Source organism: Clostridium sp. HCS.1 (genome assembly GCF_047900555.1).
Classification (GTDB): domain Bacteria; phylum Bacillota; class Clostridia; order Clostridiales; family Clostridiaceae; genus Clostridium.
In genome coordinates this window covers 546134-570921 of sequence record NZ_CP170704.1, presented here as the reverse complement: position 1 = coordinate 570921, position 24788 = coordinate 546134, and the positions used below count along the sequence as shown (strand labels likewise).

At 29.3% G+C, this 24788-nt stretch carries 22 protein-coding genes and 1 pseudogene; 6 read left to right on the top strand and 17 right to left on the bottom strand.

Annotated elements, in window-relative coordinates; genetic code table 11:
- Positions 1–395: 395 nt before the first annotated feature.
- From ACFYH6_RS02775 to ACFYH6_RS02710, 14 genes and pseudogenes are all read right to left on the bottom strand, one after another.
- Positions 396–3701 (bottom strand): UvrD-helicase domain-containing protein, encoded by a 3306-nt coding sequence (locus ACFYH6_RS02775; protein ID WP_416179198.1) that lies wholly within the window; start codon positions 3699–3701, stop codon positions 396–398.
- Between the two features lie 630 nt (positions 3702–4331).
- The gene (locus tag ACFYH6_RS02770; RefSeq protein ID WP_316342948.1) at positions 4332–5048 is read right to left on the bottom strand and encodes a pseudouridine synthase; all 717 of its coding nucleotides are present in this window, start codon (positions 5046–5048) and stop codon (positions 4332–4334) included.
- Between the two features lie 214 nt (positions 5049–5262).
- Positions 5263–5772: a hypothetical protein gene (locus ACFYH6_RS02765; protein WP_316342947.1), complete on the bottom strand. Its 510-nt coding sequence runs from the start codon at positions 5770–5772 to the stop codon at positions 5263–5265.
- A gap of 5 nt (positions 5773–5777) precedes the next feature.
- A complete protein-coding gene (locus ACFYH6_RS02760; protein ID WP_416179199.1) occupies positions 5778–6311 on the bottom strand; it encodes a GNAT family N-acetyltransferase in 534 nt (177 codons plus the stop codon).
- A 41-nt stretch (positions 6312–6352) separates the two neighbouring features.
- On the bottom strand, positions 6353–6850 hold the full coding sequence (locus ACFYH6_RS02755; protein WP_416179200.1) for a GNAT family N-acetyltransferase: 498 nt from the start codon (positions 6848–6850) through the stop codon (positions 6353–6355).
- Between the two features lie 17 nt (positions 6851–6867).
- Positions 6868–7335 carry a GyrI-like domain-containing protein gene (locus ACFYH6_RS02750; RefSeq protein WP_416179201.1) on the bottom strand — a complete coding sequence of 156 codons (468 nt, stop codon included), beginning with the start codon at positions 7333–7335 and terminating at the stop codon, positions 6868–6870.
- A 25-nt stretch (positions 7336–7360) separates the two neighbouring features.
- The gene (locus ACFYH6_RS02745) at positions 7361–7588 is read right to left on the bottom strand and encodes a hypothetical protein (RefSeq protein ID WP_316342943.1); all 228 of its coding nucleotides are present in this window, start codon (positions 7586–7588) and stop codon (positions 7361–7363) included.
- 130 nt (positions 7589–7718) lie between these two features.
- Complete coding sequence (locus tag ACFYH6_RS02740; protein ID WP_416179202.1) at positions 7719–8453, bottom strand: lytic transglycosylase domain-containing protein; 735 nt, start codon at positions 8451–8453, stop codon at positions 7719–7721.
- Positions 8454–8505: 52 nt separating this feature from the next.
- Positions 8506–10560: a triple tyrosine motif-containing protein gene (locus ACFYH6_RS02735; RefSeq protein ID WP_416179203.1), complete on the bottom strand. Its 2055-nt coding sequence runs from the start codon at positions 10558–10560 to the stop codon at positions 8506–8508.
- Between the two features lie 125 nt (positions 10561–10685).
- Complete coding sequence (locus ACFYH6_RS02730; protein ID WP_416179204.1) at positions 10686–11129, bottom strand: YaiI/YqxD family protein; 444 nt, start codon at positions 11127–11129, stop codon at positions 10686–10688.
- A complete protein-coding gene (locus ACFYH6_RS02725) occupies positions 11129–12484 on the bottom strand; it encodes a glucose-6-phosphate isomerase (RefSeq protein WP_416179205.1) in 1356 nt (451 codons plus the stop codon). The genes ACFYH6_RS02730 and ACFYH6_RS02725 overlap by 1 nt, the downstream gene beginning before the upstream one ends.
- Before the next feature lie 303 nt (positions 12485–12787).
- Positions 12788–14034: pseudogene (locus ACFYH6_RS02720) on the bottom strand (cation:proton antiporter).
- Positions 14035–14036: 2 nt separating this feature from the next.
- Entirely contained in the window at positions 14037–14645 is a 609-nt protein-coding gene (locus tag ACFYH6_RS02715; protein ID WP_416179206.1) for a TetR/AcrR family transcriptional regulator, read from the bottom strand.
- 174 nt (positions 14646–14819) lie between these two features.
- A complete protein-coding gene (locus tag ACFYH6_RS02710) occupies positions 14820–15638 on the bottom strand; it encodes an N-acetylmuramoyl-L-alanine amidase family protein (RefSeq protein WP_416179207.1) in 819 nt (272 codons plus the stop codon).
- Between the two features lie 164 nt (positions 15639–15802).
- Between ACFYH6_RS02710 and ACFYH6_RS02705 the strand changes: the two genes are divergently transcribed.
- Positions 15803–16225, top strand: a complete 423-nt coding sequence (locus ACFYH6_RS02705; protein WP_316343780.1) for a GNAT family N-acetyltransferase — start codon at positions 15803–15805, stop codon at positions 16223–16225.
- Positions 16226–16347: 122 nt separating this feature from the next.
- A complete protein-coding gene (locus tag ACFYH6_RS02700) occupies positions 16348–16938 on the top strand; it encodes a hypothetical protein (RefSeq protein ID WP_316343779.1) in 591 nt (196 codons plus the stop codon).
- Between the two features lie 230 nt (positions 16939–17168).
- Here ACFYH6_RS02700 and ACFYH6_RS02695 read toward each other — a convergent pair whose 3' ends face one another.
- Together ACFYH6_RS02695 and ACFYH6_RS02690 are read right to left on the bottom strand one after the other, a co-directional pair.
- Entirely contained in the window at positions 17169–17549 is a 381-nt protein-coding gene (locus tag ACFYH6_RS02695; RefSeq protein WP_316343778.1) for a YmaF family protein, read from the bottom strand.
- Between the two features lie 125 nt (positions 17550–17674).
- A complete protein-coding gene (locus ACFYH6_RS02690) occupies positions 17675–19408 on the bottom strand; it encodes an ammonium transporter (RefSeq protein WP_416179208.1) in 1734 nt (577 codons plus the stop codon).
- 301 nt (positions 19409–19709) lie between these two features.
- Here ACFYH6_RS02690 and ACFYH6_RS02685 point away from each other — a divergent pair, with 301 nt between their 5' ends.
- A complete protein-coding gene (locus ACFYH6_RS02685; RefSeq protein WP_416179209.1) occupies positions 19710–20360 on the top strand; it encodes a hypothetical protein in 651 nt (216 codons plus the stop codon).
- 86 nt (positions 20361–20446) lie between these two features.
- Here the strand turns inward: ACFYH6_RS02685 and ACFYH6_RS02680 are convergent, their stop codons facing one another.
- Positions 20447–21295, bottom strand: a complete 849-nt coding sequence (locus tag ACFYH6_RS02680) for a MerR family transcriptional regulator (protein WP_416179210.1) — start codon at positions 21293–21295, stop codon at positions 20447–20449.
- A 215-nt stretch (positions 21296–21510) separates the two neighbouring features.
- Here ACFYH6_RS02680 and ACFYH6_RS02675 point away from each other — a divergent pair, with 215 nt between their 5' ends.
- The 3 genes from ACFYH6_RS02675 (at position 21511) to ACFYH6_RS02665 (ending at position 24773) form a co-directional block, all read left to right on the top strand.
- Entirely contained in the window at positions 21511–22593 is a 1083-nt protein-coding gene (locus tag ACFYH6_RS02675; protein WP_416179211.1) for a dihydrodipicolinate reductase, read from the top strand.
- A gap of 353 nt (positions 22594–22946) precedes the next feature.
- Complete coding sequence (locus tag ACFYH6_RS02670) at positions 22947–23771, top strand: MerR family transcriptional regulator (RefSeq protein ID WP_416179212.1); 825 nt, start codon at positions 22947–22949, stop codon at positions 23769–23771.
- A gap of 18 nt (positions 23772–23789) precedes the next feature.
- Complete coding sequence (locus ACFYH6_RS02665; RefSeq protein ID WP_416179213.1) at positions 23790–24773, top strand: serine hydrolase domain-containing protein; 984 nt, start codon at positions 23790–23792, stop codon at positions 24771–24773.
- Positions 24774–24788 lie beyond the last annotated feature (15 nt).

Genomic DNA, 24788 nt, shown 5'->3' with positions numbered 1-24788 from the left:
ATTAAAGAATTAAAATTTAAAAATTCAATTGCAACTTAAAGCAATACACTTAAAATAATGCATAATTGATAATTTATAATTTCTGAACTCCGAAGGAATTTATTCCCTAATTATACATTGTGCCTTTTGCGTGAGCAATAAGTTCTTTCATTCTTTCATTTCGATTTTGCGAATGCAAAAGAGAATCTTCATTCTTCCATTTTCCTAAATTCCCAAGGAATTTATACATTTATTCTTTCATTTTTTCATGCCACCTTTGCGTTAGCAAATAGGCTTTTCATTCTTTCATTTTTTCATTTCGATTTTGCGGTAGCAAAAGAGAAACTTCATTCTTTCATTCCATAAAACTCCGAAGGAGTTTTCACCTTAATTATGCATTACGCATTATGCATTAATTATAGTAGTTCTAGGTTTGCTAATGAAAGCATAAGTATCTTTATCCCTTGGCTATCAAAAGCTATAGTCAGCTTCTTATCGCTTCCTGTATCTGCAATTGCTACCACTGTTCCAACTCCAAACTTGCTATGTTTTACCTTTCTTCCCATAGTAACCTCATCTCCTGAAACTGTAGATGTAGGTCTTTGTGGCTCAGGCTTTGGTCTATTCATAGAGCTACCTCTTAAGCTATGAGGATTATTAAAGCTGCTTTCTGGTTTGAACATAGCTTTTCTTGTTTCTTGTGCTCCACCAGTTGCTGATACATATTCCTTTAAATCTGGTTTAATTTCTGCTATGAAATCAGATTGAGGATAGGCTACAGTTCTTCCAAATTGTCTCCTAACTTCAGCAGATGTCATAAATAATTGTTCTTTAGCTCTAGTTATTCCAACATAGCAAAGTCTTCTTGACTCTTCCATTTCTGATTCACTATCAAAGGAGGCAACTCCTGGGAAGATACCATTTTCCATTCCTACCATAAATACTACTGGGAACTCTAACCCCTTAGCACTATGAACAGTCATTAACACTATTGTATCATCTTCCTCTTCAAGCTTATCAGTATCTTGAACTAAGGATACCTTTTCTAAGTAAGCAGACAAACTCTTATCTTCATTACCCTTTTCAAAATCAACAGCATCAGATACTAATTCTTTTAAGTTTTCTATTCTACTCTTATCTTCTATTTCATCTGACTTTTCTAACTCAGCTATATATCCTGTTTCCTTTAATATAGTTTCTATTAAAACAGATACAGGTAAAACTTCGCTCATATCTACGAATCTTTCCATCATTTCCATAAATACTTCTATTCCTGAGCAATTTCTTGCAGTAAGAGTTGGAATATTTCTAACTGTATTTAAAGCATCCCATAATGGAAGCTCATAATCATCAGCAAAATCAACAACTTTATTAACAGTTGCATCTCCAATTCCTCTCTTTGGAACATTTATAATTCTTCTTAAGCTTATGCTATCTGTAGGATTTACTAATACCTTTAAATATGAAAGCATATCTTTAATTTCTTTTCTATCGTAGAATCTAGTTCCACCTAAAATTTTATATGGAATATCATTTCTTCTTAGACTCTCTTCAAATATACGTGATTGAGCATTAGTTCTATACAGAATTGCAAAATCCTTAAAGCTTTTATTTTCTTCCTTCTTTATTTTATTTATTTGACTTGCAACAAAGTTTCCTTCATCTGAGTCTGAGTATGCTCTATATACTTTAATTTTATTTCCTGATTCTTGTTCAGTTCTTAAAACCTTGCTTTTTCTATTAGCATTATTAACTATAACTACATTAGCTGCATCTAAAATATTTCCCTTTGAACGATAATTTTGTTCAAGTTTTATTACTTTTGCATTAGGATAATCTTTTTCAAAGTCTAGAATATTCCTAATGTCAGCACCTCTCCATTGATATATACAGTTATGAACAACAATGTCATTTGCTATATAATTTCTTGCATAATCTACATTTAAATCATAAACATTTCCACTATATTCTTCAAATTCTATAGAAATTATTTTATCTTCAATTATAATGTCATCCTTTAATATAGGTAATGCCATTCCTTCTCTTAAGCTTCCCATTGGCATAAACTTAAAAGTATTATCAGCAGTTATTTTTGCCTTTTTAACTATTTCAAAATCATCACAAGTTGCTTCAAGCTTTTTAGCAAATTCCTCTGCATCGTCATATAAAGCTCTTTCTGTTTCTATTCTAAAAGTTTTTCTTTGCCCATCTCTAACATTAAATCCAGCACTTATGAATTTATTTTTATCTTCTTCTCCTGAAGTATTTAATCCTATTCTATGTGAATGAATTCCTCTTTCTTCAGGCTTACGTCCACTGAAAAAGCTTAAGTTAATTAACTTTCTTACACTTTCTCCCCTAATTACTGCAGAGCTTATATGATGAGGATAATCTTTATATAAAAATTCTTCATCCATTAATCTATCTGCTGCATCAAAAGTATTTATTTCTTTAAATAAATTATTTATTTGCTCTTGTTTTAAAGATATATTTCTTCCTCTAGCATTAAATACCACTTTAGGAATACCATATTTAACAGAATAAAATTCTTCGTAATAAGTTGCTTCTCCCTTAGACTCGCAAGCCTTTATTATCCACATCTTATCTGCTTGTTCTCCATTTAATCTAACTGCTAATCCACTAGCTTTTCTATTTTCTCTACTTCTAATTGAAGAAGTTTGACCTATTCTATAGCCAAAGCCTTTTTTATACATAAGATAAATATAGTATTTTCCTTCTTCATTTAAAACTCTAGTAAATGTTAAATGGTTTGGTGTAGATTTTATGATTTTTCCACTTTCAGTAATTACTTTTACTATAGTTCCTTCATAATTTCTTTTAGAAATATTTTTAACTTCTAGTAATTTGCTTTCACCATTACCTACTGCAACTCTAATCTTATCACTTTCATTTAATTCTTCTATTTTAATTTTTCCATTTTCACCCTCAATTAAAGTGCCTTCAATTAAACATTGATCATCATCACCAACTACACAGATATTCTTATGACTTTCTGCCAGTAATCTAATTAATTCATATTGAACTTTATTTGTATCTTGGTACTCATCTACCATAATATATTGGAATTTTCTTTGATAGAATTCTAAAGTTTCTTTATTACTTTTAAATAGTTCTACTGTCTTAAATATTAGATCATCAAAGTCTAAGGCATTATTTTCCTTTAATCTCTTTTGATACATCTCATAAACATCTGCTATTTTCTTTTCTCTAAAATTTCTTTCATGTTCTCTCATAAAGCTTGTAGGACTTTGCATATTATCCTTAGCTTTACCTATCTTACCCATTATTTCTTGTAAGGTTATATCTTTATCATTTATATTTAAAGACTTCATACACTCTTTTATAAGAGTCTTTTGATCTGAAGTATCATAAATTGTAAAATTCTTTTTATATCCTATTTTATCTATTTCTCTTCTAAGTATCTTTACGCAAGTAGAGTGGAAGGTTGATATCCACATATCTTCTGCTCTTTCTCCTATTAAAGCTTTAACTCTGTCCTTCATTTCTTTAGCAGCTTTATTAGTAAAAGTTATCGCCAAGATTTTATATGGTAAAACCCCTAAATCATCTATCATATGAGCCATTCTATATGTCAAAACTCTAGTTTTCCCTGAACCAGCTCCTGCTAGTATTAATACTTGACCGTCTACAGTAGTGGCCCCTTCATATTGTTCTTTGTTAAGTAATGACTTTAAATCCATCTATACAGCTCCTTTCCTATTACTAACATATTATATCATACATATCTTTTATATTGTTGCCAAAATAATATCAAAATAGCTATATTATATATAAAATAAACATGAATAAAATTAAAAGAAAAAAGGATATAGATATTATATTCTTTGCGACCTCGCAAGCTCCAAGTCGCCAGAATATAATATCTATATCCTCATATACGGAAGGAAAGGAATTTATAGTTTTGTACGAAATATTTATTTCATAATTTATCAACAATGAATTTTATTATTCATAAATATATTCATTTTTCACTATTTTTGAATTATATCACAATAATAGCCATCATTTTCTATTCAAAATTAAAATTAATCATTTTTATAAATCATTTTGTAAAAGTTTACTTTATGTATATTACTAGTTTTCATTCATAAGAAAACCTTTGCATTTTAGACAAACAAAAAACGCAACCCTTGGGGCTAGGCTGCGCTTTAGCAATAAGCAATAAATAAAAAGGGGGCTATTTATTCCTTTTATTTATCCTTGCAAAGATATTATATTGCATAGACTTTAAAAATGCAAGTTATTTCGAAATAATTATGCAAAAAAAATACCTTTATGAATGATTTTACTTCATTTTTTTATAACATTCGTTAAAAACCTTTTAATATGTTAATTTCCTCTTCTGTAAGCTCTCTATATTCGCCTTCTTCTAGGTCTTCATCTAGTTTTAAGGTTCCAAACTCTACTCTTTGTAAATACACTACTGTCTTTCCTACAGCTTCAAACATTCTCTTAACTTGATGATACTTTCCTTCTTGAATTGTAACCATAACTTCTGATCCATCTTCTGTAGCTTCTAATATTTCAAGTTTAGCTTCCTTACATACATATCCATCATCTAATGTTATACCATCTTTGAATTTCTTAATATCAGCTTCTGTAACCTTCTTGTCTATTTTTGCATAATAAACCTTATCTACCTTCCACTTAGGAGATATTAATCTATGATTTAATTCTCCATCATTAGTTAGTAATAAAAGTCCTACAGTATCTTTATCTAATCTTCCAACTGGAAATGGATTAAATACTTGATGTTCAACTTCTAATAAATCTATTACTGTTTCATCTCTATTATCAACAGTAGCTGAAACTACTCCATCTGGTTTATTCATCATTAAATAAATATATTTTCTATAAAAAATTTCTTCACCATTAACCACTATTTTGTCAACTTCAGGATCTACCTGCATACCATTATCTTTAACTAATTCACCATTTACTTCTATAAGCCCTTTTTTTATAGCTTGCTTAATTTCTTTTCTACTTCCATAACCTAAATTAGCTAAAACCTTATCCAGTCTTTCCATAAAGGCACCTTCCTTCTTAGTATATTTTTAACTACTATGAATTATTTTATTACTTAAAGTGAAAAGACACAAGCAGAAAAATGAAGAATGAAAAATGAAAAATGAAGAATTATGGAAGTAATTTGTTCCAAATTGCTAGAAATATATATTTTATTATAAACTTATGAATAAGTTTATTCCCTTATTTTACATTTCCCATTGTGAGATAGCACATTCATTTATATTTATTTTCCCATTCTTCTTGCCATTCCTTAAAGGTTAGTCCAGTAACTTCTTCTAGAGTTTTTCCTTCTAAAGAGCTAAAACTACCTACAACATCTAAATTAGGATATGAGTATCCACCTATTACCTTATTATCAGACAACATAATATATAGCCGAACTCCATTACTATAATTTTTATCAGTTTTTTCTAAGGGATGGTTCTTTACAGTAAATTCATATGTCTCTATTTCTTTTCCAATGTATAGTTCTGGCTCTACTTCTTGAACAGCCCATATTTGTCTATATGGCATTGATTCTGTTCCACCTATAAGTTTACTTTTTTCTAAAATATATTCTTCTAATTTACCTTTGAACTCTATTATTTTATATCCTTTTAACTTAATAAACTCCTCTGCAACCTTTTCATTATCATTAGATATTTCATTATTAATGGATTTTTCAGTACAACCTGATAAAAATACTATTATTAAACTAATAGCAATAAGTAATATTTTTTTCATAGACTTTATTTCCCCTCATTATTAATCCAGTATCGTTGTATTATCTCGTCCTCATCTTTTATTTCATTTTCTAAAATTCCATTTGCTGAAAGAATTGTATTTCTTGATGGAAAATTATCCTTATCACATGTTATTAAAACCTTATTTATATCAAGATTCTTAGCTTCTAATAAAGCTAACCTTAATTGTTCTTTTGCATATCCTTTTCTTCGTTCTGATTTACGAATAGAATACCCTATATGGCCTCCAAAGTTTAATAAATGTTCATTTAATCTATGACGTATATTTACCATTCCTACTACTTTATTATCTAATTTTCTTATAGTTAAAAATTGAGAGCTTGGAACAAAGTCATTAGCACAAGTTTCATCATTTTCATTTTTATCTACCCATTGAAGCCACTCTTCTATCTTTTCAAATCTTCTTAAACTAGAAGTTCCGTCCATGCTATCATCATTATCTAAAAATTCCTGACGATATTCATATATTTGTTCTAAATAATCCTCTGAAGGCTTAACTAAAACTAACTCTTCTCTCATACACTCACTCTCACTTCACAATATATTCTTTATTTTATATATTACTTAACCTTTTTCTCTAAAATATAGCTGCTCTCATATTGATCCATTGGGTTTTCTATTTTTACAACATGAAATCCACACTTATTTACATAAAAATTATGGTTTCTTCTTGAAAATCCTGGGGTTTCTGTTCTCCAAGTAATAGTATTAGGATACTCTTTTTCAATGAATTCCCAAATCTTTTTACCTATACCTTTGTTTTGGAGGTTTGTATCTATAAATATTGTTCCTAGAAAATTAACATTTGTTTCTTTATTTATCCATAAAATTATGCCTCCAATAGGTTTATCCCCTAAGCTTATCTTATATGCAGTTGAATTTTCATGTAGTGCAAATCTTCTAAGGAAATCCCCATTATCATAGCCTTCTGGCCCACCTTTAGGTTCATTTAAGTGAATCCTTGTATCCTCATCAAAGGCTCTCTCCATTATTGGTGTTAATATATCTATATCTTTCTCTTCCAAAATTTCAAAGCCCAAATCACCATATCTTTTCATACTATTTTAATCTCCTTTTATAACTTTCTTATAGGAAAAAACATATATAATTGTCCATTTTCTTCTGGACAATTAAAGTCATTAACAGCGCCTACTAATTGTAGATTATTATCTTTTAAATATTTTATTACTTTAGAGAAAATATCATCTTCATCACATTTTACATAAATATATTCATATGATGGTATTACCCACTTAGTCCAACCTTTTGGAGGTATTGCATCATCATTAACTTCTACACCAGCTAAATATAAGCCTTTAGTAAAATTATCTTCCCAAGGCTTAAAGGAACCACTTAAATCTGACATAGCACCCCATATACCTAATATATTTCCCTCATTATCCCTTTTAGCTAAATGTGATACTTCTTCAAAATTTTCATTGGCATCTCGCCATAACTTTTGAATAAATCCATTTCCATCATTAGTTGAACCTTCTTTTCCAATTACAGAAAATGATTCTTTTATGCACTTATTAAATTCCATATTAACACTCCTATATTATAGATTTTCATATTTCTAATAATAAAATATCTGCTATCATCAATATTCCCCTAATTTTATCTTCTCTTTCTCCTATTTCCCTTTTATTTCTTTCTGCTATTTCTGTTACTTTTTCTATTCTTGAATTAATAAAATCTTCTGGAATTAAACCAGAATATGTTGTTTTCCAAGTATAAACATTCACTATAGATATTCCTAATGCATCTTCTGGAGTAGCTTTTCTAATTGTAATCATAAAATCACCCTCCCTTAAACAATATCTTAATAATATAATTATAAACCTTTTATCCATAATTTTACATATGTTTCACATAAAAAATGGAATGTTATAAACACCCCACTTAAATGCACTTTATATTTAATTTCTATACTATTTGAGACATAATTTTAGGTACATAATTTTGTGTTTCCTCTGGCATCTTATACAAGTCACTTGGAGAATTTACTCCTCTTCTTGCTATTGTTCCTGGACCTGCATTATATGCCATAAGTGCCATTTCAACATTTCCATTATACTTATCTAAATAAGATTTAATGTGTTTAACTCCAGCCTCTATATTTTCATCAATATCGAAAGGATTTTTAACTCCATAAGCTTCACTATTAAAATCCATTAATTGCATAAGCCCCTTTGCTCCTGCACTTGAAACTGCATTAGGATTAAAATTTGATTCTTGCTTTATAATAGCTAATATTAAATTTTTATCAACACCATATTTACTAGCATATTTATCAACAGAATTATAAATTTTATCCATATCAACTGATGTATTTTCAGCAGAATATATTTTAGTATCATTATTATTTATATTACTATCTATTATATTATTAACTTCTAATATTAACTCTCCAGTTTGTATTGGTTCTGTTCTTATTCTTAATGGAATATTCTCTAATCTTTGTCCTGCAGCTGAAGCTGTATAAGCATATGAACTACTTTCATTACTATTTGAATTATCCTTGGAATTCATATTCTCCATTTTATCATTTAACATAGTTTCATAAACTAAATCAAATTCTGGACCATCACCTATTGATTGTTTTAAAATATCTTTACTTATAGTTAAGCCTAAAAAATCTTCCACCTTAGGTATATTCACAGTTTTCCCTCACTCTCAATATTATACTATTATTAATTTCGTATATAATATATTATTCTTGAGTCTTTACCTGAAATTCTAAATCACAATAATCCTCATAATTTAACTTTTTATAAAAGCTCTTACTTAATACTAAAATTCTATATTTCCCAGAAGTGAATGGAAGGAAGGTATAATAATTTTTCTTACTATAGGGTTGCACCCTTACCCAATTTCCTTTTTCCATAATATAAAATTCATAGCATACATCTTTTCCACCTTCACTAGTTGCCTCAAAGGTTATTTCCTTACCTACTAAAATATTAGAAGTATCTAAATTAATTTTAGTATTGGTTATTGGTACTGCTTCATTTACATAAATTGATACTTCTTTTTTTACATCATATTCTTCTTTACATTGTACATTTTTAGCATAAATTTCAAAGGTATATTTCCCAGGACATTTAGGTTTAACCTTAATATATTTACTAGCTATAAAACCTGTATCTTCTACTTCATGTCCATTAATTTTAGTTTTATATCTCAACAATACATTCTTTGTATTTTGAGTTATTATTTCAATTTCTATTTTATCTCCTACTAAATAAGATTCCTTACCTTCTAAAAGAATATAATCAATTTCTGCTTCTTGATAATCCTTCACTTGGAAGAATATATAATCATGAGCATCATATTCTCTAGAGGAATACTTATCAATTACTCTAACTTCAACTTCATATTCTCCACTTTCCTCTGGAGTAAAGTTAACCCAATTAGTAACTCCATAATTACTTCTTTCTTTTTCAATTCCGTCTTTATAGACTACAAAGGAATATTGAAGAAATGCTCCACCTTCAGCCTTTACCTTTAAATTTATAGGGTAGCCCTTAATGCAACCTCTAGTTTTACTTGCACTAATATCTATAATTTTTACAGGCTTTTCACCCTTTTTATCAATTTTAAAAAGCATTTCTTTTTTATCTTCATAATCTCCATCAAAGGAAATATCTTTAACTTTTAATATAATTTTATATTCTCCATCTACTTTACTTTCCCAATTAAAGTTTTTAGATCTAATATACCCACTATCTTCAGCAACTGGCCCTTCTACTATATACCTATATAATAGTTCTTTTCCTCCCACTACTGAAGCTTTAAATAAAATATTATTTCCACATAATTGTGGTGAACTTAATTCTGAAGTAAAACTTTTAATTTTTACTTCTTCATAAGGTTCTATTGAGTAAATCATAGCAGCTCTATCATCATAAGACTTATTAGAAAAAATATCCCTTACATAGCATAATAATTTATATTCTCCTGCTTCTCTTTCAGAGAAAGATATCAAATTCTTTGTAGAATAATCTTGAATACAGTTAATTCTTCCATTTAAATCTACCCTTAAAAATTTATATAAAATAGTTCTAGACTTTTCATAATTCACTCCAACCTTAAAAATAAGTTCTTCACCAACTAGAAGGTTATTGGATAAGCATTTAAATGATGTAACTTCAATAACTGGTTGTTCATTAACCTTAAATTTAACCGTTGTAAAGTCATCTAAATTATTGTCTGAAGAGGGTCTCTTACATTCTATTAATATTTCTCCATCTCCAATTCTTGTAGTAGTAAAGGTTAACTTATTTTCTGTACTGTAGTCTCTTAAAGGCTCCCATCCCTGAATACCTTTTATCCAAAATCTATATAATAAAACTTCCTCATCCCCTGGGGAAAGAATATCTAAATTAAGCTTTTCTCCAAGAATTAAGCTTGTCTTATCAATTATTACTTCTTGTATTAATTTATTATTATTCTTCTCTTCAATAATTTCCTTTTCATTTATACCATTAACCTTGTACTTGGTTCTTAGACTATTAGTAACTCCTGAGTCTTTATCTATAGTTTGTATCATTATCATATAATTCCCTGGCTTTTTGGGCTTCCATTTACACTCCTGATTGTTAGAATAGTCTTGTATTTGTTTCCAAGTAAAACTTCTTTCATTAGGTGTTCCTTCTAAAAACTTGTATTCTAGATTTCCTTCACCTTCTGAAATTATCTTTATATTAATTTCTTCATTTACAGTAGATGGACTATCTTTATCGAAAGCTATATTTATATCACTCATATTCTCTCACCTGTTTTTCTCAATATTACATAATATTATTATACATTTATTCCATAAAAATACAAAACGAAATTTGTCACCTATATATAAAAATAAGGATAAACCGTACTTTATATTTCTACAGTTTATCCTTTAATATTACTTTCTATTAACTTTATTAGGTTTCTTTCTAATCTTAAATCGTCTTCTTTTGTCCTTTTTTTAGGATTATTGGTTCTTCCACCTGCACGTCTTATTTTTTGAGATATATGTCTTTCTTCTAATAATCTATCAATATTTTCTTCATTATAATAATATCCCTTAGGATTTATTACATAAGCTTTTTTCCCTAAAGCAATAGCTGCCACTCCATAATCTTGACTAATTACTATATCTTTTTCTTTGCATATATTTATAACATACATATCTACACTTTGAAATCCACTATCTACTACTTTTACTTCGCCATATTCTAAATGTATATAATGGTTAATATCACAAAAAACTATTAATTCCAGCTTATATTTTTTTGCTATATTTTCAATAATGGAGATGCCTGGACAAGCATCTCCATCTACAATAATTCTCATTATTTTAATTTAGCTTCTAATTCAGCTTTTAATTCTTCGAATCCTGGTTTTCCAAGTAAAGCAAACATGTTCTTCTTGTATGCTTCAACTCCTGGTTGGTCAAATGGATTAACTCCTAATAAGTATCCACTTATTCCAACAGCTTTTTCGAAGAAGTAAACCATATATCCAAAGTAATATGGGCTAAGTTCTGGAATATTTAACACCATATTTGGAACTCCACCATCATTATGAGCTAATAAAGTTCCATTGAATGCTTGCTTATTAACAAAATCAATAGTTTTTCCAGCTAAGAAGTTTAATCCATCTAAGTTACCTTCAACTTCTTCAATAGAAACTTCTCTCTTAGCTTTTTCTACATTTAGAACAGTTTCAAACATTATTCTACTACCCTCTTGGATGAATTGTCCCATTGAGTGTAGATCTGTTGAGAAATCAACTGCTGCTGGGAAAATTCCTTTTTGATCTTTTCCTTCTGATTCTCCAAATAATTGCTTCCACCATTCATTGAAATAGTGTAAACCTGGTTCATAGTTAACTAAGATTTCTGTATTCTTTCCTTTATTATATAGAATATTTCTCATTGCTGCGTATTTGTAGCAATCGTTGTTCATGAAATCATCAGTTGCATATGCTTCTCTAGCATCTGCTGCACCTTGCATCATTTCATCTATGCTAATTCCAGCTACTGCTATTGGTAATAATCCAACGGCTGTTAATACTGAGAATCTTCCACCTACATCATCTGGAATTACAAATGTTTCATATCCCATTTCATCAGCTAATGATTTTAAAGCTCCCTTGCTCTTGTCAGTTGTAGCAAATATTCTTTCCTTTGCTCCATCAACACCATATTTCTTTTCCATATAATCTTTAAATACTCTAAATGCTATTGCAGGTTCAGTTGTAGTACCTGATTTAGAAATAACATTTACGCTTATGTCTAAACCTTCTATTGCATCTAAAAGGTCAGCTAAGTATGTTGAACTAATGTTGTTTCCAACAAAGAATACTTGTGGTGTTTCTCTCTTATTTTTTCCTAAAACATTATAAAAATTACTATTTAACATTTCTATAGCAGCTCTTGGGCCTAAGTATGAGCCACCTATTCCTATTACTATTAAAGCATCTGAATTTTTCTTTATTTTTTCAGCTGCATTCTTTATTCTTTCAAATTCATTTTTGTCGTAGTTTATCGGTAAATCTAACCACCCTAAAAAGTCATTTCCTGCACCTGTTCCATTCATAAGAGTGTTATGTGCACTTTTAACCATTGCCTCCATATTAGCTAACTCTTGTTCTAATTTTACATATGGTTCTACTTTAGATAAATCTAGTCTTAAACCTTTATTCATATTTCTACCTCCGAATCTTTCTAGGAATTTCTGTCGACTAATTCTACGCTGATTAATTCTACTATATTATATCATAATTTATTTTATATATATAAAAAAATTATTTAAATATAGTTTTTTGTAAGTTTATATAAAATACTCCAAAAATTTTTAACTTTTTTTCTTTTTATTATGCTTTTTTTATTTATAAAAACAAAAAGTAGAATACATATCTTCTTTCTTATAGCTTAGTAAAAACTACTCTATAATATGTACTCTACTTCAAATTTAATAAATATTTATTAATCTTTATTTTTTATGCTATTATTGTTCTAATTTAATATTGTCTATATCTCTTTTCCCAAATTCCCCAGCCCATTCAAATCCTTTTTTCGCAACTATAACAGCAATTACTTCATTTACTACAGCTGCAGCAGCAATAGTTCCTTGAATAATTTCTGCAGACTTAGGATCTGCTCCTGATAACACAGATACTGCAATCCCTGTAAACACGAGAGATACTCCAGAGTGTGGAAGTAATGTTAATCCTAAATAATTCCTCACAGTCTTAGGAGACTTTGTAATGCTTGCCCCAAAGAAGGCACCAAAATATTTACCAAAAGCTCTAGTAACAATATATATAAAAGTAAACAATCCTGCTCCAAGAATCAAATGATAGTCCAATGGTGCTCCAAGATTTAAAATAACAATAATCATTGAAATACCTAAAATAGGGTTAAAATCATGCATTATCTTCTCCAGTCTATCTTCTGTTATCATATTAGAGAATGTAGCTGAAAAAGACATACCCATCAACATAAAATTTAATATTGGCTTAGGCATAATATGATTATTAAAAATAAATCCTATTCCTGAAGTAATTAAAATCATTCCAATAAGAATTACTAAAGTGTCTAATGTTTTGCGTTCCTTTTTTAATAATAAGCCTGCTAAAAATCCAGTAGCTAGTCCAATGACTAATGGAAGTAACACAACCATAGGAATCATATATGCTGGTAGCTTCTGTTCAGATATTTTTCCTGCAACAATAGCAATTGTTGTAAAAATACAACTACCCCAACCATATCATCTAACGCAGCCATTGGAATTAATGTTTTTGTAACAGGTCCATCTGTTTTAAATTCCCTAACAACAGATAATGCTGGTGCTGGAGCTGTAGCAAGTGCAATTCCTCCAAAAATGAAAGCAAGATAAATAGGAATTCCTGAAAAATAAAATACAATTCCAAATACAAGTGATACAAAAATAAAAGTTCCTAAAGATTGTGTTAGCGTCGTTATGATAATTGCTTTCCCAGACTTCTTAATTTTTTTCCATACAAGCTCTGTTCCAATCATAAGTCCTACTACACACTCTAAAATATGAACAATATTTTCATACCACCCCGCCTCAAGAATTGAATTATCAAGAATTGAAATAGCATGAGGTCCTAAAATCATACCAGCAATAAGCCATCCTAAAATTGATGGCAATTTCAACTTTGATACTAATTTTCCAATAAAAAAAGCAATAACTATAGCAATAATCCATCTAAGAATAAATAAAACCATATTTATTCAACCTCCTTCGCTATACCATAAAGCATAAAGTTCAGTATCTTTTTAAGCTTTTGTTCGTGATCAGAAATAATAATTGAAAAGTCAGTATTAGCATAGGCTGAACTGCTAAAATAGCCATTAAACATTTCTAGCATGAGCTCATAATATTCTAATGCATCCTTCTCCGTTACTCCATTCCTTAAATTCAAAGTCTTTAATGCTGACTGGTAAATTTTCTTATTTAATTCATCAAAATCTTTTTTTATCTCCTTTATTTCATCTGCAAGCTTTACTGGTGGTTCTAAAACTGCTTCAAAAAAAAGACGTGCATAAAGTGGATATTTTGAAAAGAAAATAAATCTCAATTCCATATATCTATGCAAATCACCTTCTATATTCTCACTTTCTAAATATTTAATAACTTCTAAAAAGCATTTACTTATGCAAGTAAGATAAAGCTTATCTTTATTCTCAAAGTTATGATAAACTAGGCCCTTGGAAATCTTAAAATTTTTGCAGATACTATTAAGAGAAGAAGCAGCATAACCTTTTGTTCCAAATTCTTCAATAGCTGCAGCAATAATTTTTTCTTTTGTAAGTTCTGTTTTTTCTTCTTTCCTCATAGATACCTCCCAAACAATAATAGACCATATGGTCTATTATAGTATATCAATTATAGACCGACTAGTAAATAACTTATGATAAATATAAGAAAATATAAAAAATCTGATGGGTAGCTATCTGCCCATCAGATTTTTTCATTTTTATTTTTCTAATATTCACTTTATTATTTAATATTAAGCTAATACTAAATCCTTTAAATAAACCCAGCTACTTATTTCTTTTAATAAGGCTTTATTATCTGTTATTTTACTAACTGTATAAGTTTCTTTTTTAACCCAATCTGGAATTGTTTCACCTGTTGCATAGTTAGTTCCAACTACCTTTACTTTAGAACCGACTACTATAGTGTCTGTTGGATATACCTTTACTCCTGTACTATTAAAAACACTATAACCAGGATTTGCATCTGCACAATCTATTGCATTTTGTAGGTTACTAAAAGCTCCTATTTGTGAAGCTGCATCTTCCCAAGTTTTTCTTACCCTGTATATCTCTGTTGATGGTGGATTTAGATTATCTATTTCCACTTGTATAATGTTTAAAAACCTTTGCCATCCCATATCTAAGGTTCTATGAGGACAATATTTACCACTAAAGTCTTGGTGTTTTTTCACATTATTTATTGTCCATCCATATTGTTTTAGTAATGATGCAACTTCCTTTGCTGCTCTTTTTTCTGCATTAATAAATCTATCCCCTCCTGATTTTGAATAACAAATTTCTACTCCTATATAATATCTGTTACCTTCACCAGTTCCTCCGTCTCCAGCATGCCAACCATTTCTATTTAGTGGTAGACCTAAAATCGCTTCATTATCATCTACAGCAATATGAAAAGATGTAGAACTAGTATTGGTTTGCATGTAAGAAATCTCATTTGATGCAGTAGCATCATTTGCAGTGTTGTGAATGCATATCCCCCTTGGTGTCATTGAATAAGGGCATTTTAAGCTATACTTGTCTGATGAAATAAGTCTTTGAATTAAAGCCATTTAAAAATCCTCTCCTTTTTTTATTTTTATTATTTTGAAAGTACCTTCTCATCTCTTACATACGTAATAAAAGAAACTTTTTAAAAGTTTTTAAATAAAATTTTTGAATTAAATATTTATGTTAAAATCATATTAATTTAAAGTTTTGAAAGGGAGAGAAGTTTATGAATATAATAATAAAAAAAGACTGTTCTAATATTAATTGGAAGGAAGTTAGAAATATTATAAAAACAGTAGGAATGTCATATGTAGATGAAGAAATTCATAAAAAGTCCTTTGAAAATAGTTATACTGTTGTTTTTATTTTTGATAATGAAAAGTTAATAGGTTTTGGTAGAGCAATTTCAGATGGTGTCCGTCAATCTTCTATATACGATGTTGCTATTTTACCAGAATATCAAGGTTTTGGTGTAGGCAAATTAATTATTGAGAATATAATAAATAATACCCCTACTTGTAACTTTATTCTTTATGCTTCCCCAGGCAAGGAAGGTTTCTATGAATCACTTGGTTTTAGAAAATTAAAAACTGGTATGGGCTTATTTATCGCTATGGAAAGAATGAAATCTAGAAACTTTATTGAATAAAGAAATTTATTCTTACATTAATATAATCATAGTAACAATTATTATAAAGTCTACATAGTATAGAATATGTGCATTACATTTATGAATGTACAAATCTAATTATTTTATGGAGATGGGTTAACATGACTTATAGTTATACAAATGATAATTGGTTTTTCTATACTGATGACAAAAAGGAAGATAAAAAAGATCGCTGCTGTAGAGAAAGAGAAGAGGATCGCTGTAAAGATAGAGAAGAAGATAAAAAGAAAAAAGACGAATATTTCTGTAAATGCTATAGAAAAGAAGAAGAAAAAAAAGACGAGTGTGAATGTCCTAAAAAACACCACGAAGATAAATGTGATAAAGATGATAGAAAAAAAGATTCTATAGAACTTTATTGTAAATGCTACAAAAAAGAAGAAGAGAAGAAAGATAAAGACTGTGATGAAGATAGAAAAGATCATCATGACTACTGTAAGTGTCCTCCAAGACCTAGAAAAGAAAAAGAATGTCATGAAGATAAAAAGAAAGATGATGAATATTTCTGCAAATGCTATAGAAAAGAAGAAGAGAAAAAAGACAGAGATGAAAAAGATAACTGTTGCAGAAAGCATGATGAATATAAAGAAGATAGATGTTGTAGAAAAGATTATGATGATAAGAAAGATGACTATTCTTATGAAGATTACTTCAAATGGTGCAAACGTAACTATGAAGGAAGAAATAAATAGTAATTTATATTTTTAATATTATTTAATCTAAAATTTCTTAGCTGTATCTTATAAGGTTATGCCTTATTAGGTACAGCCTTTTTATACTAATTTCTAATTAAATATAAAAATATAGAGCTGCCTAAGCAGCTCCTAATTAATTTTATATTGTGGGATAAATACATTTAATATAAATACTTTATAATGTTTCTAAAAATATATAATTATCCTATTTCATTATATAAATTATTTTAACAATATTCACTATCACCTATAGGATTTTCAATTAAAGTAGCAATTCTAAACATATGCTTATGGCCATCACTTTCCCTTGTGCAAGCAAATACATAATGAACATGTCTTTGTCCATTGCCTACTGGTATTGCCGGGCCTGTACATATATCAATTACATGATAATGGTCATTAAAATTATCTGTTCTAGTTACTATTCTATGAATATGACTGCCACCTTTACAAGGTATTGCATCTCCACTAACTCCTGCAAAACGATGGTTATGATACTCACCATTTTCGCCCTCTCTTACTATCTCTGTACTACCAAGAAATTCGTGAACGTGATTTCTTACCTCTTCTTCACATCTTATAGTAGTTACTTCTTCTTCACACTTCATGGTTTGACCCCTTTCTCATTTGTGACTTAATCTTTTGTTACATAATATATAATATTTATGTACCATTGATTTTGTTACTACTTTATAAATTAAAAATCCTATGGCACAATGTAAAATTAATATTCTTATTCTTCATCTTGTAAAGCATCATATCCATGTTCCTTAGTACGAATCTTAATTACATCTTCTACATCGTAAATAAAAATTTTTCCATCACCAATTTTTCCAGTGTAAAGTACCTTTTGTACAGTTTCAACAATAGTTTCAGTTGGTATTTTGCATACAACAACATCAATCTTAACCTTAGGGAGAAGTCTAGTATCCATAGGTGCTCCTCTGAAGAAGGTTGGATTTCCTTTTTGCATACCATGTCCTAAAACATTTGTCACTGTAAGTCCTGTTACCCCAAGCTTTTCAAGAGCATTCTGTAACTCTGAAAGCTTATTTTGATTTGTAATAATAGTTACTTTTGTCATCTTTTCACTAGAAGTAGATTTATTAATTACAGGAACTGCCTCCCTAGCTACTACATTATTATCACTTGGAATATCTATAATAATATCTTCTGAAGTATTAACATACTCTCCTCCAACTGTAGCAAGGGCAAAATCTGGATAAGCTATATTCCCATGCTCTCCAATATCAAGTCCTGCTATTTCTTCTTCTTCAGATACACGAATTCCTATTGTCTTCTTAATTAAATACCAAACAAGTAAAGATGATGTAAATACAAAGGCTCCTACTGCAACTATACCTATTAATTGAACTCCAAGTAATTGGAATCCCCCACCATAGAATAAACCATTTTGTGTAGATAAAGTTGTAATTCCTTCTTTAGCAAATAATCCAACACAAATTGTTCCAAATACACCACAGGCTAAATGTACAGCTGTTGCACCAACTGGATCATCCACTTTCATTCTATCAAAGAACATTACTGCAAATACAACTAAAACTCCTGCTATGGCTCCAATTAATAAAGATGCTTCAATACTAACATAGGCACAGCTACCAGTAATCCCTACTAAGCCTGCAAGACATCCATTTATAGTCATACCTAAGTCTGGTTTACCAATTATAATCCAAGATGTGGCTGTAGATGTTATTATAGCTGCAATGGCAGCAGTATTAGTTGTCATTAAAATATGCATTACATCAGCTGGATTTTGGAAACTCATAGTAGATCCAGGATTAAATCCAAACCATCCAAGCCAAAGAATAAAAAGACCAATAACAGCTAATGACATATTATGACCTGGAATAGCTTTTACTTTGCCATCCTTACCGTATTTTCCAATACGAGGTCCAAGAATTAATGCTCCAGCAAGGGCTGCCCAACCTCCAACTGAATGAACAACAGTATCACCTGCAAAATCCATAAACCCTAGAGATGCAAGAAAGCCGCCTCCCCATACCCAGTGGCCAACTATTGGATAAATAATAAGAGTTAACACAAAAGAGAAAATAATAAATGATAAATATTTTACACGTTCAGCCACAGCCCCTGAAACTATAGTGGCTGCAGTACCACAGAAAACTAATTGGAAAAAGAACTTGCCCCAGAAAGGAACATTTGCTGTTAGTGTTTCATTATAAAAAGAAAGATCTGCATTACCTAAAATAAATAATTTTTTTGTACCTATAAATGGGTTATCCCCACCAAACATTAAACCCCATCCTAGCAACATAAATCCTAAGGATGAAACTGCAAATACTATAAAGTTTTTTGACAGAATATTAACAGTATTTTTTGATCTTGCAAAACCTGCTTCCACAGATGCAAACCCTAGATTCATAAAAAATACTAAAATCCCTGCGAGAAATACCCAAATAGTGTCAATAATCATTGTAGTCTCCATAAATAATACCCCCTATAAATTAAATTAATATATATAAAAAGAGGGCAAGGACATTCTATTTTTATAGAACGTCCTTGCCCTCTTTTTATATTGTTATCATGTTATCATAGCAAAAAAACCTTGTCAATATATAAAATTTTTGATTTTCAATATTTTTTTTGTAACCATTATTTCTATTATTCTATAGATTTTATGAATATTTTTTTGAAAGTATATTCCAATTTTTCTATTATATGTTGAAGGTTTTCAGTTAATATTTTATAATAAATTTGTACAGTTTTAATATTATTGAGGTGATAATATGAGGAAATTTACAAGTTTTTTATTATCTTTTGTAATGATCTTTACTTTAATTGGTTGTGCTAGGGAATCCCATGAAGAAGAAATCAAGAATGCTGTTGGTGATTACTTTACATTAATTAAATCAGGTGATTACACTAAATCTATGGAAATGACTACTAAAGACAAAGGAAATTTTAATGATAGTTTTGGTTTTTCTGACCTTGATGCCTCATTATTAAATAAATTTATTAATGATAGTATGGGTGAAATATTTAATGAGGAAGCTAAAAGTTTCATCTCTTATGTAATGAGTAAATCAATTGGCGACTACTCAATTGATGAAGTTAAAGAAAAAGATGGAGAAGCAATAGTTTCATTAAGTGGAAAGTGTCTAAACTTTGAAAAGTTCGATCCTTCAAGTCTTGAGCTTGATGTTCAAAATCTATCTACAGAATATCTAAATGAACATATAGATGAATTAAATAAAATTTATGAAAAGCAAGGCCAAGATGCAATGACTCAAAAGATTTTTGATGATATCTCACCAGAAGTATTTGACAGGATGAAAAAAGTTGTAGATAATACTGAAAAAGTAGAATTTAAAATGGAGATTATATTAAAGAACATAGATGGACAATGGTTGATTTCTAGTATTGAGGAAATTCAATAACAAATATAATTTTGAATTAATTCAGTAATCGGAAATTTTTAATTTAGGGCTGTTCCAACAGCCCATTTTTTATATATTTTATTTTTCTATTTTCTATTTTTATGTGTAACTGGAACTTGTAATTTATACTTCATATATTTCTTTTCTTTTTTATTATAAGGAGTATATAAAATAACTTCACAAAGATACTCACCTGCTATTTCGTATCCTACTTTTTTAATTTCGGAGTATATTTCCTTTGCATATTGATACTCTTTAGAAGTATCATCTGCATAAATTGTAATATACATATTTTCTGGTAGAATCCTCTGAGTTTTACTTTCAGGATAATCATCATCTACAAATATAAATACTGTATTGGATTTTAGTTTTTGTTTACTAAAATCATCTTTTTCAATAAGAGTTCCTGCATTAAAAAAATATGAAAGTGGTAATTCATTTTCAATCATATAGCTTTTAAATTCTCTTATCATTTCCTCATATCCTGAATAACCTTTTTCAAAAAAATCAATATTTGATGTAAAAGTATCTATTCTTCTTTCTGGTAAATATTCATAAATTATTTTTCCTATAGGTGGAAGAGAGTTTAAAAGATTCAGATTTGATGTAAATCGTCTTATTGTATATAAGCTTCTAGTAAGCTTATAAATTTCTTTACTTAGTTTTTTCTCTTGTTCAATAAGAGATTCATAAAGTTCTTTTTGAGAGGATTCAGTAAGTTGCTTTTGAATTTCTTCTAAAGTCATTCCACATATTTTCATAGTATGAATTAAATCTAATTCATCACTTTGAGCAATATGATAATAACGATATCCATTTTGTGGATCTTGATACTCAGGTTTTAGCAGTCCTTTCCTATCATAAAGACGCAATGTCTGAGTTGATACATGATTTAATTCTGCCATTTGGCCAATTGTTAAATAATTCTCACCCATATATACCTCACAACCTTATACCTTAGTATAATCTTTTACCATTCATTTACTTATATTATAAATTATATAGAAATATATCATCAAGCCACTATACTCATAAATTTGTTAATTACTTGATTGTAAATAATTTAACAATTTTATTGACTTTATACTTAATATAAGCTTTATAATAAAATCAGAAAATTCAAAATACTCGTTTTAGGAGGGAAAATTCAATGGAAAATAAAGTGAAAGTAGTGCAATATGGCTGTGGAAAAATGAGTCTATATCTTATGAGATATGTCTTAGAACATGGTGGAGAGCTTGTTGGAGCGGTAGATTTAAATCCAAAGGTTATTGGCAAAGATATTGGAGAGCTAATTGGTATTGAACCAATGGGTATAAAAGTAACTAGTGCTGAAAAAGCTGATGAATTGTTAAAGACATCACAACCTGATGTTTGTGTTATTGCCACAAGATCAACTATGGAGGATTTAAAACCTGCATTTACTGTTTGTGCTGAAAATGGTGTAAATGCTATCAGTACCTGCGAAGAAGCCTTATATCCTTGGAACTCATCTTATGATATTACAAAAGAACTAGATGAACTAGCAAAGAAAAACGGTTGTACATTATGTGGAAGTGGATATCCTGATATGTATTGGGGAAGCTTAATTACAACTTTAGCAGGATCAATGCATAAAATTACTAAAATAAAAGGTATTAGTAGCTATAATGTAGAAGATTATGGAATCGCTCTTGCAGAAGGTCATGGAGCTGGTCTTTCCATTGAAGAATTTGAAAAAGAAATTGGTAATTATAATGGGCTAAATTATGAAGAAACTGTGCAAGCAATTAAAGATGGTAAAGTTGTTCCTTCATATATGTGGAACCAAAATGGATGGTTATGTAGTCAATTAGGATTAACCATAACATCTCAAACTCAAAAATGTGTTCCAATGACACATAAAGAAGATTTATATTCTTCAACATTAGATATGACTGTTAAAGCTGGATATGCTACTGGAATGTCTGCTATTGTTACTACTGAAACTGAAGAAGGAATAACCTTAGAAACCCAATGTCAAGGCTATGTTTATGGACCTGAGGATTTTGATAAAAATGATTGGACATTTGAAGGTGAACCTGAAACAACAATTAAAGTTGATAGACCTGCAACAGTAGAATTAACTTGTGCTACTCTTGTTAATAGAATTCCTATGTTAATTGATGCAGAAGCTGGATATATTACTACTGAAAAGCTTCCTATAAATCATTATCTTGTTAAACCAATGAATGAATATGTTAAAAGCAAATAATTAACATAAGGTGCTATGGCACCAATGTAAAATGTATAATGAAAAATGTAAAATTATGGATAAAACTCCTTTAGGAGTTTCTAAAATAAATATAATTTTGTAATTTATTTAAAATTACTCAAATAACTCTACACTCAAAATTTTTAATTCGGGGCTGCCTAAGTGAAGTACACCCCAAATGTTATAGATATTTTGTCTAACATTTGGGGTGTACTTCAAAGCAGCCCCTTTATTAATATCCTTTTTAAGGTAGAATTCATTAACTACCTATCCTTTATATCATTGACTTTTCCCTTAGGGAAAGGTGTAAGATAAAGATAGAAAGAATTACTAGACTGAAAGGAGGATACTATATGTTATCCATAGGAGACTTTTCTAATATATGTAAGGTATCAACAAAAACTCTTCGCTATTATGCTGAAATAGGATTAATACTACCAGAAGAAATTAATCCTGAAAATGGCTATAGGTATTATTCCATTAATCAATTGCAAACTATGTTATTAATTAAGCGTTTAAAAGCATATAACTTTTCTTTAGAAGAAATCAAATCAATCCTCCAGTCAGAAGATTTAAAGGAAGAAAATCTTTATTTATTACTTATTAATAAGAAAAAGGAAATTGAAAGACAAGTAAAAGAATTTCAAGATAAATTAAAACAATTAAATAATGATATTTTAAATTTGAAGGAAGGTAAATCAATTATGTCCTATCTAACAGATATTAATATTAATCTTGTAGAAGTTCCTTCCATGAATCTTCTATATATTAGAAAAATGGTTCAAGAGCATGAATTTCCTGAGGAATATAATAATTCCTTTGGTAAATTACTAGAGGAAATTAAAAAGGATAAATTAACTATAGAAGCTCCACCAATGGTACTATTTCATAGTTCAGAATATAGCCCCTTTGGCCTAGACACAGAATTTGCTATTCCAGTAAAGGAGTATGTTAAAGGTACAAGAGATTTCATCCCAGGCTTATGCTTAAAAACAGTTGTACACGGTTCTTATTCTGACCTATCTTCTGTTTACGCTAAGCAGATTCAATGGGCAGAAAAGGAAGGATATGAGTGCACTAGTGCCCTTTTTGAAGTATATGTCACTGATCCTAGTGAAGTTAAAAATGAAAATGAATTAATAACTGAAGTTTATTATCCTGTTAAAAAGAAAATTTAATGATAAGGAGAAATTTATATGGATGAAGAAAAAATATTAGAGTTAGAAAAAATAATAAACAATGACTATAAAAATATTGCTGGAATGGTTGTTCTAAGAGACGGTAAGACTCTATATGAGAATTACTTTAATGACTGTAATGCTAATAGCAAAATTCATGTTTATTCAGTAACAAAAAGTATTATTTCTATATTAATTGGAATTGCAATAGATAAAGGATACATTAAAAGTGTTGACGAAAAAGTACTTAGTTTTTTCCCCGATTATACAGTTAAAAGAAGGGAAAAAGTAATACAAAAGATTACCCTTAAGGATTTACTTACAATGACAGCTCCATATAAATATAAGTTTAACCCCTATATTAAATATTTCACCAGTGACGACTTTGTAAAATTCAGTCTTGATTTATTAGGTGGAAAGGAGGATATAGGCCAATTTAGATATGCTCCTCTTATAGGTCCAGATATTTTCTCTGGAATCCTTGTAAAAGCAACTGGACAACCTGTTCTTGATTTTGCTAGAGCAAATTTATTTACTCCACTTGGAATTACAGTTGAAGGTAATATCACCTTTCATAGTAAGGAAGAACAACTAGCCTTTAATAAGTCTATAGATATTAGCGGTTGGGTTACTGATCCCACTGGAATAAATACTGGTGGATGGGGTCTTACTTTATCTGCTACTGATATGGCAAAGATAGGTGAATTATATTTAAATGATGGAATATGGAATGGAAAACAAATAGTCTCAAAAGCCTGGATAGAAGAAAGTACAAAGGAACATAGTAGATGGGAAAAGCTTAATCTTCCATATGGATATTTATGGTGGATTATTAATGATAAGGATTATGGTTATGCAGCTATGGGTGATGGAGGAAATACTATCTTTGTTAATAAGGATAAAAAAATGGTAGTTTCTATTGCTTCCCTCTTTGTGCCACGTGTTAAGGATAGACTAGACTTTATTAAAAAGTATATTGAGCCAATATTTGATAATTATTAATAAAATATAGAAAGG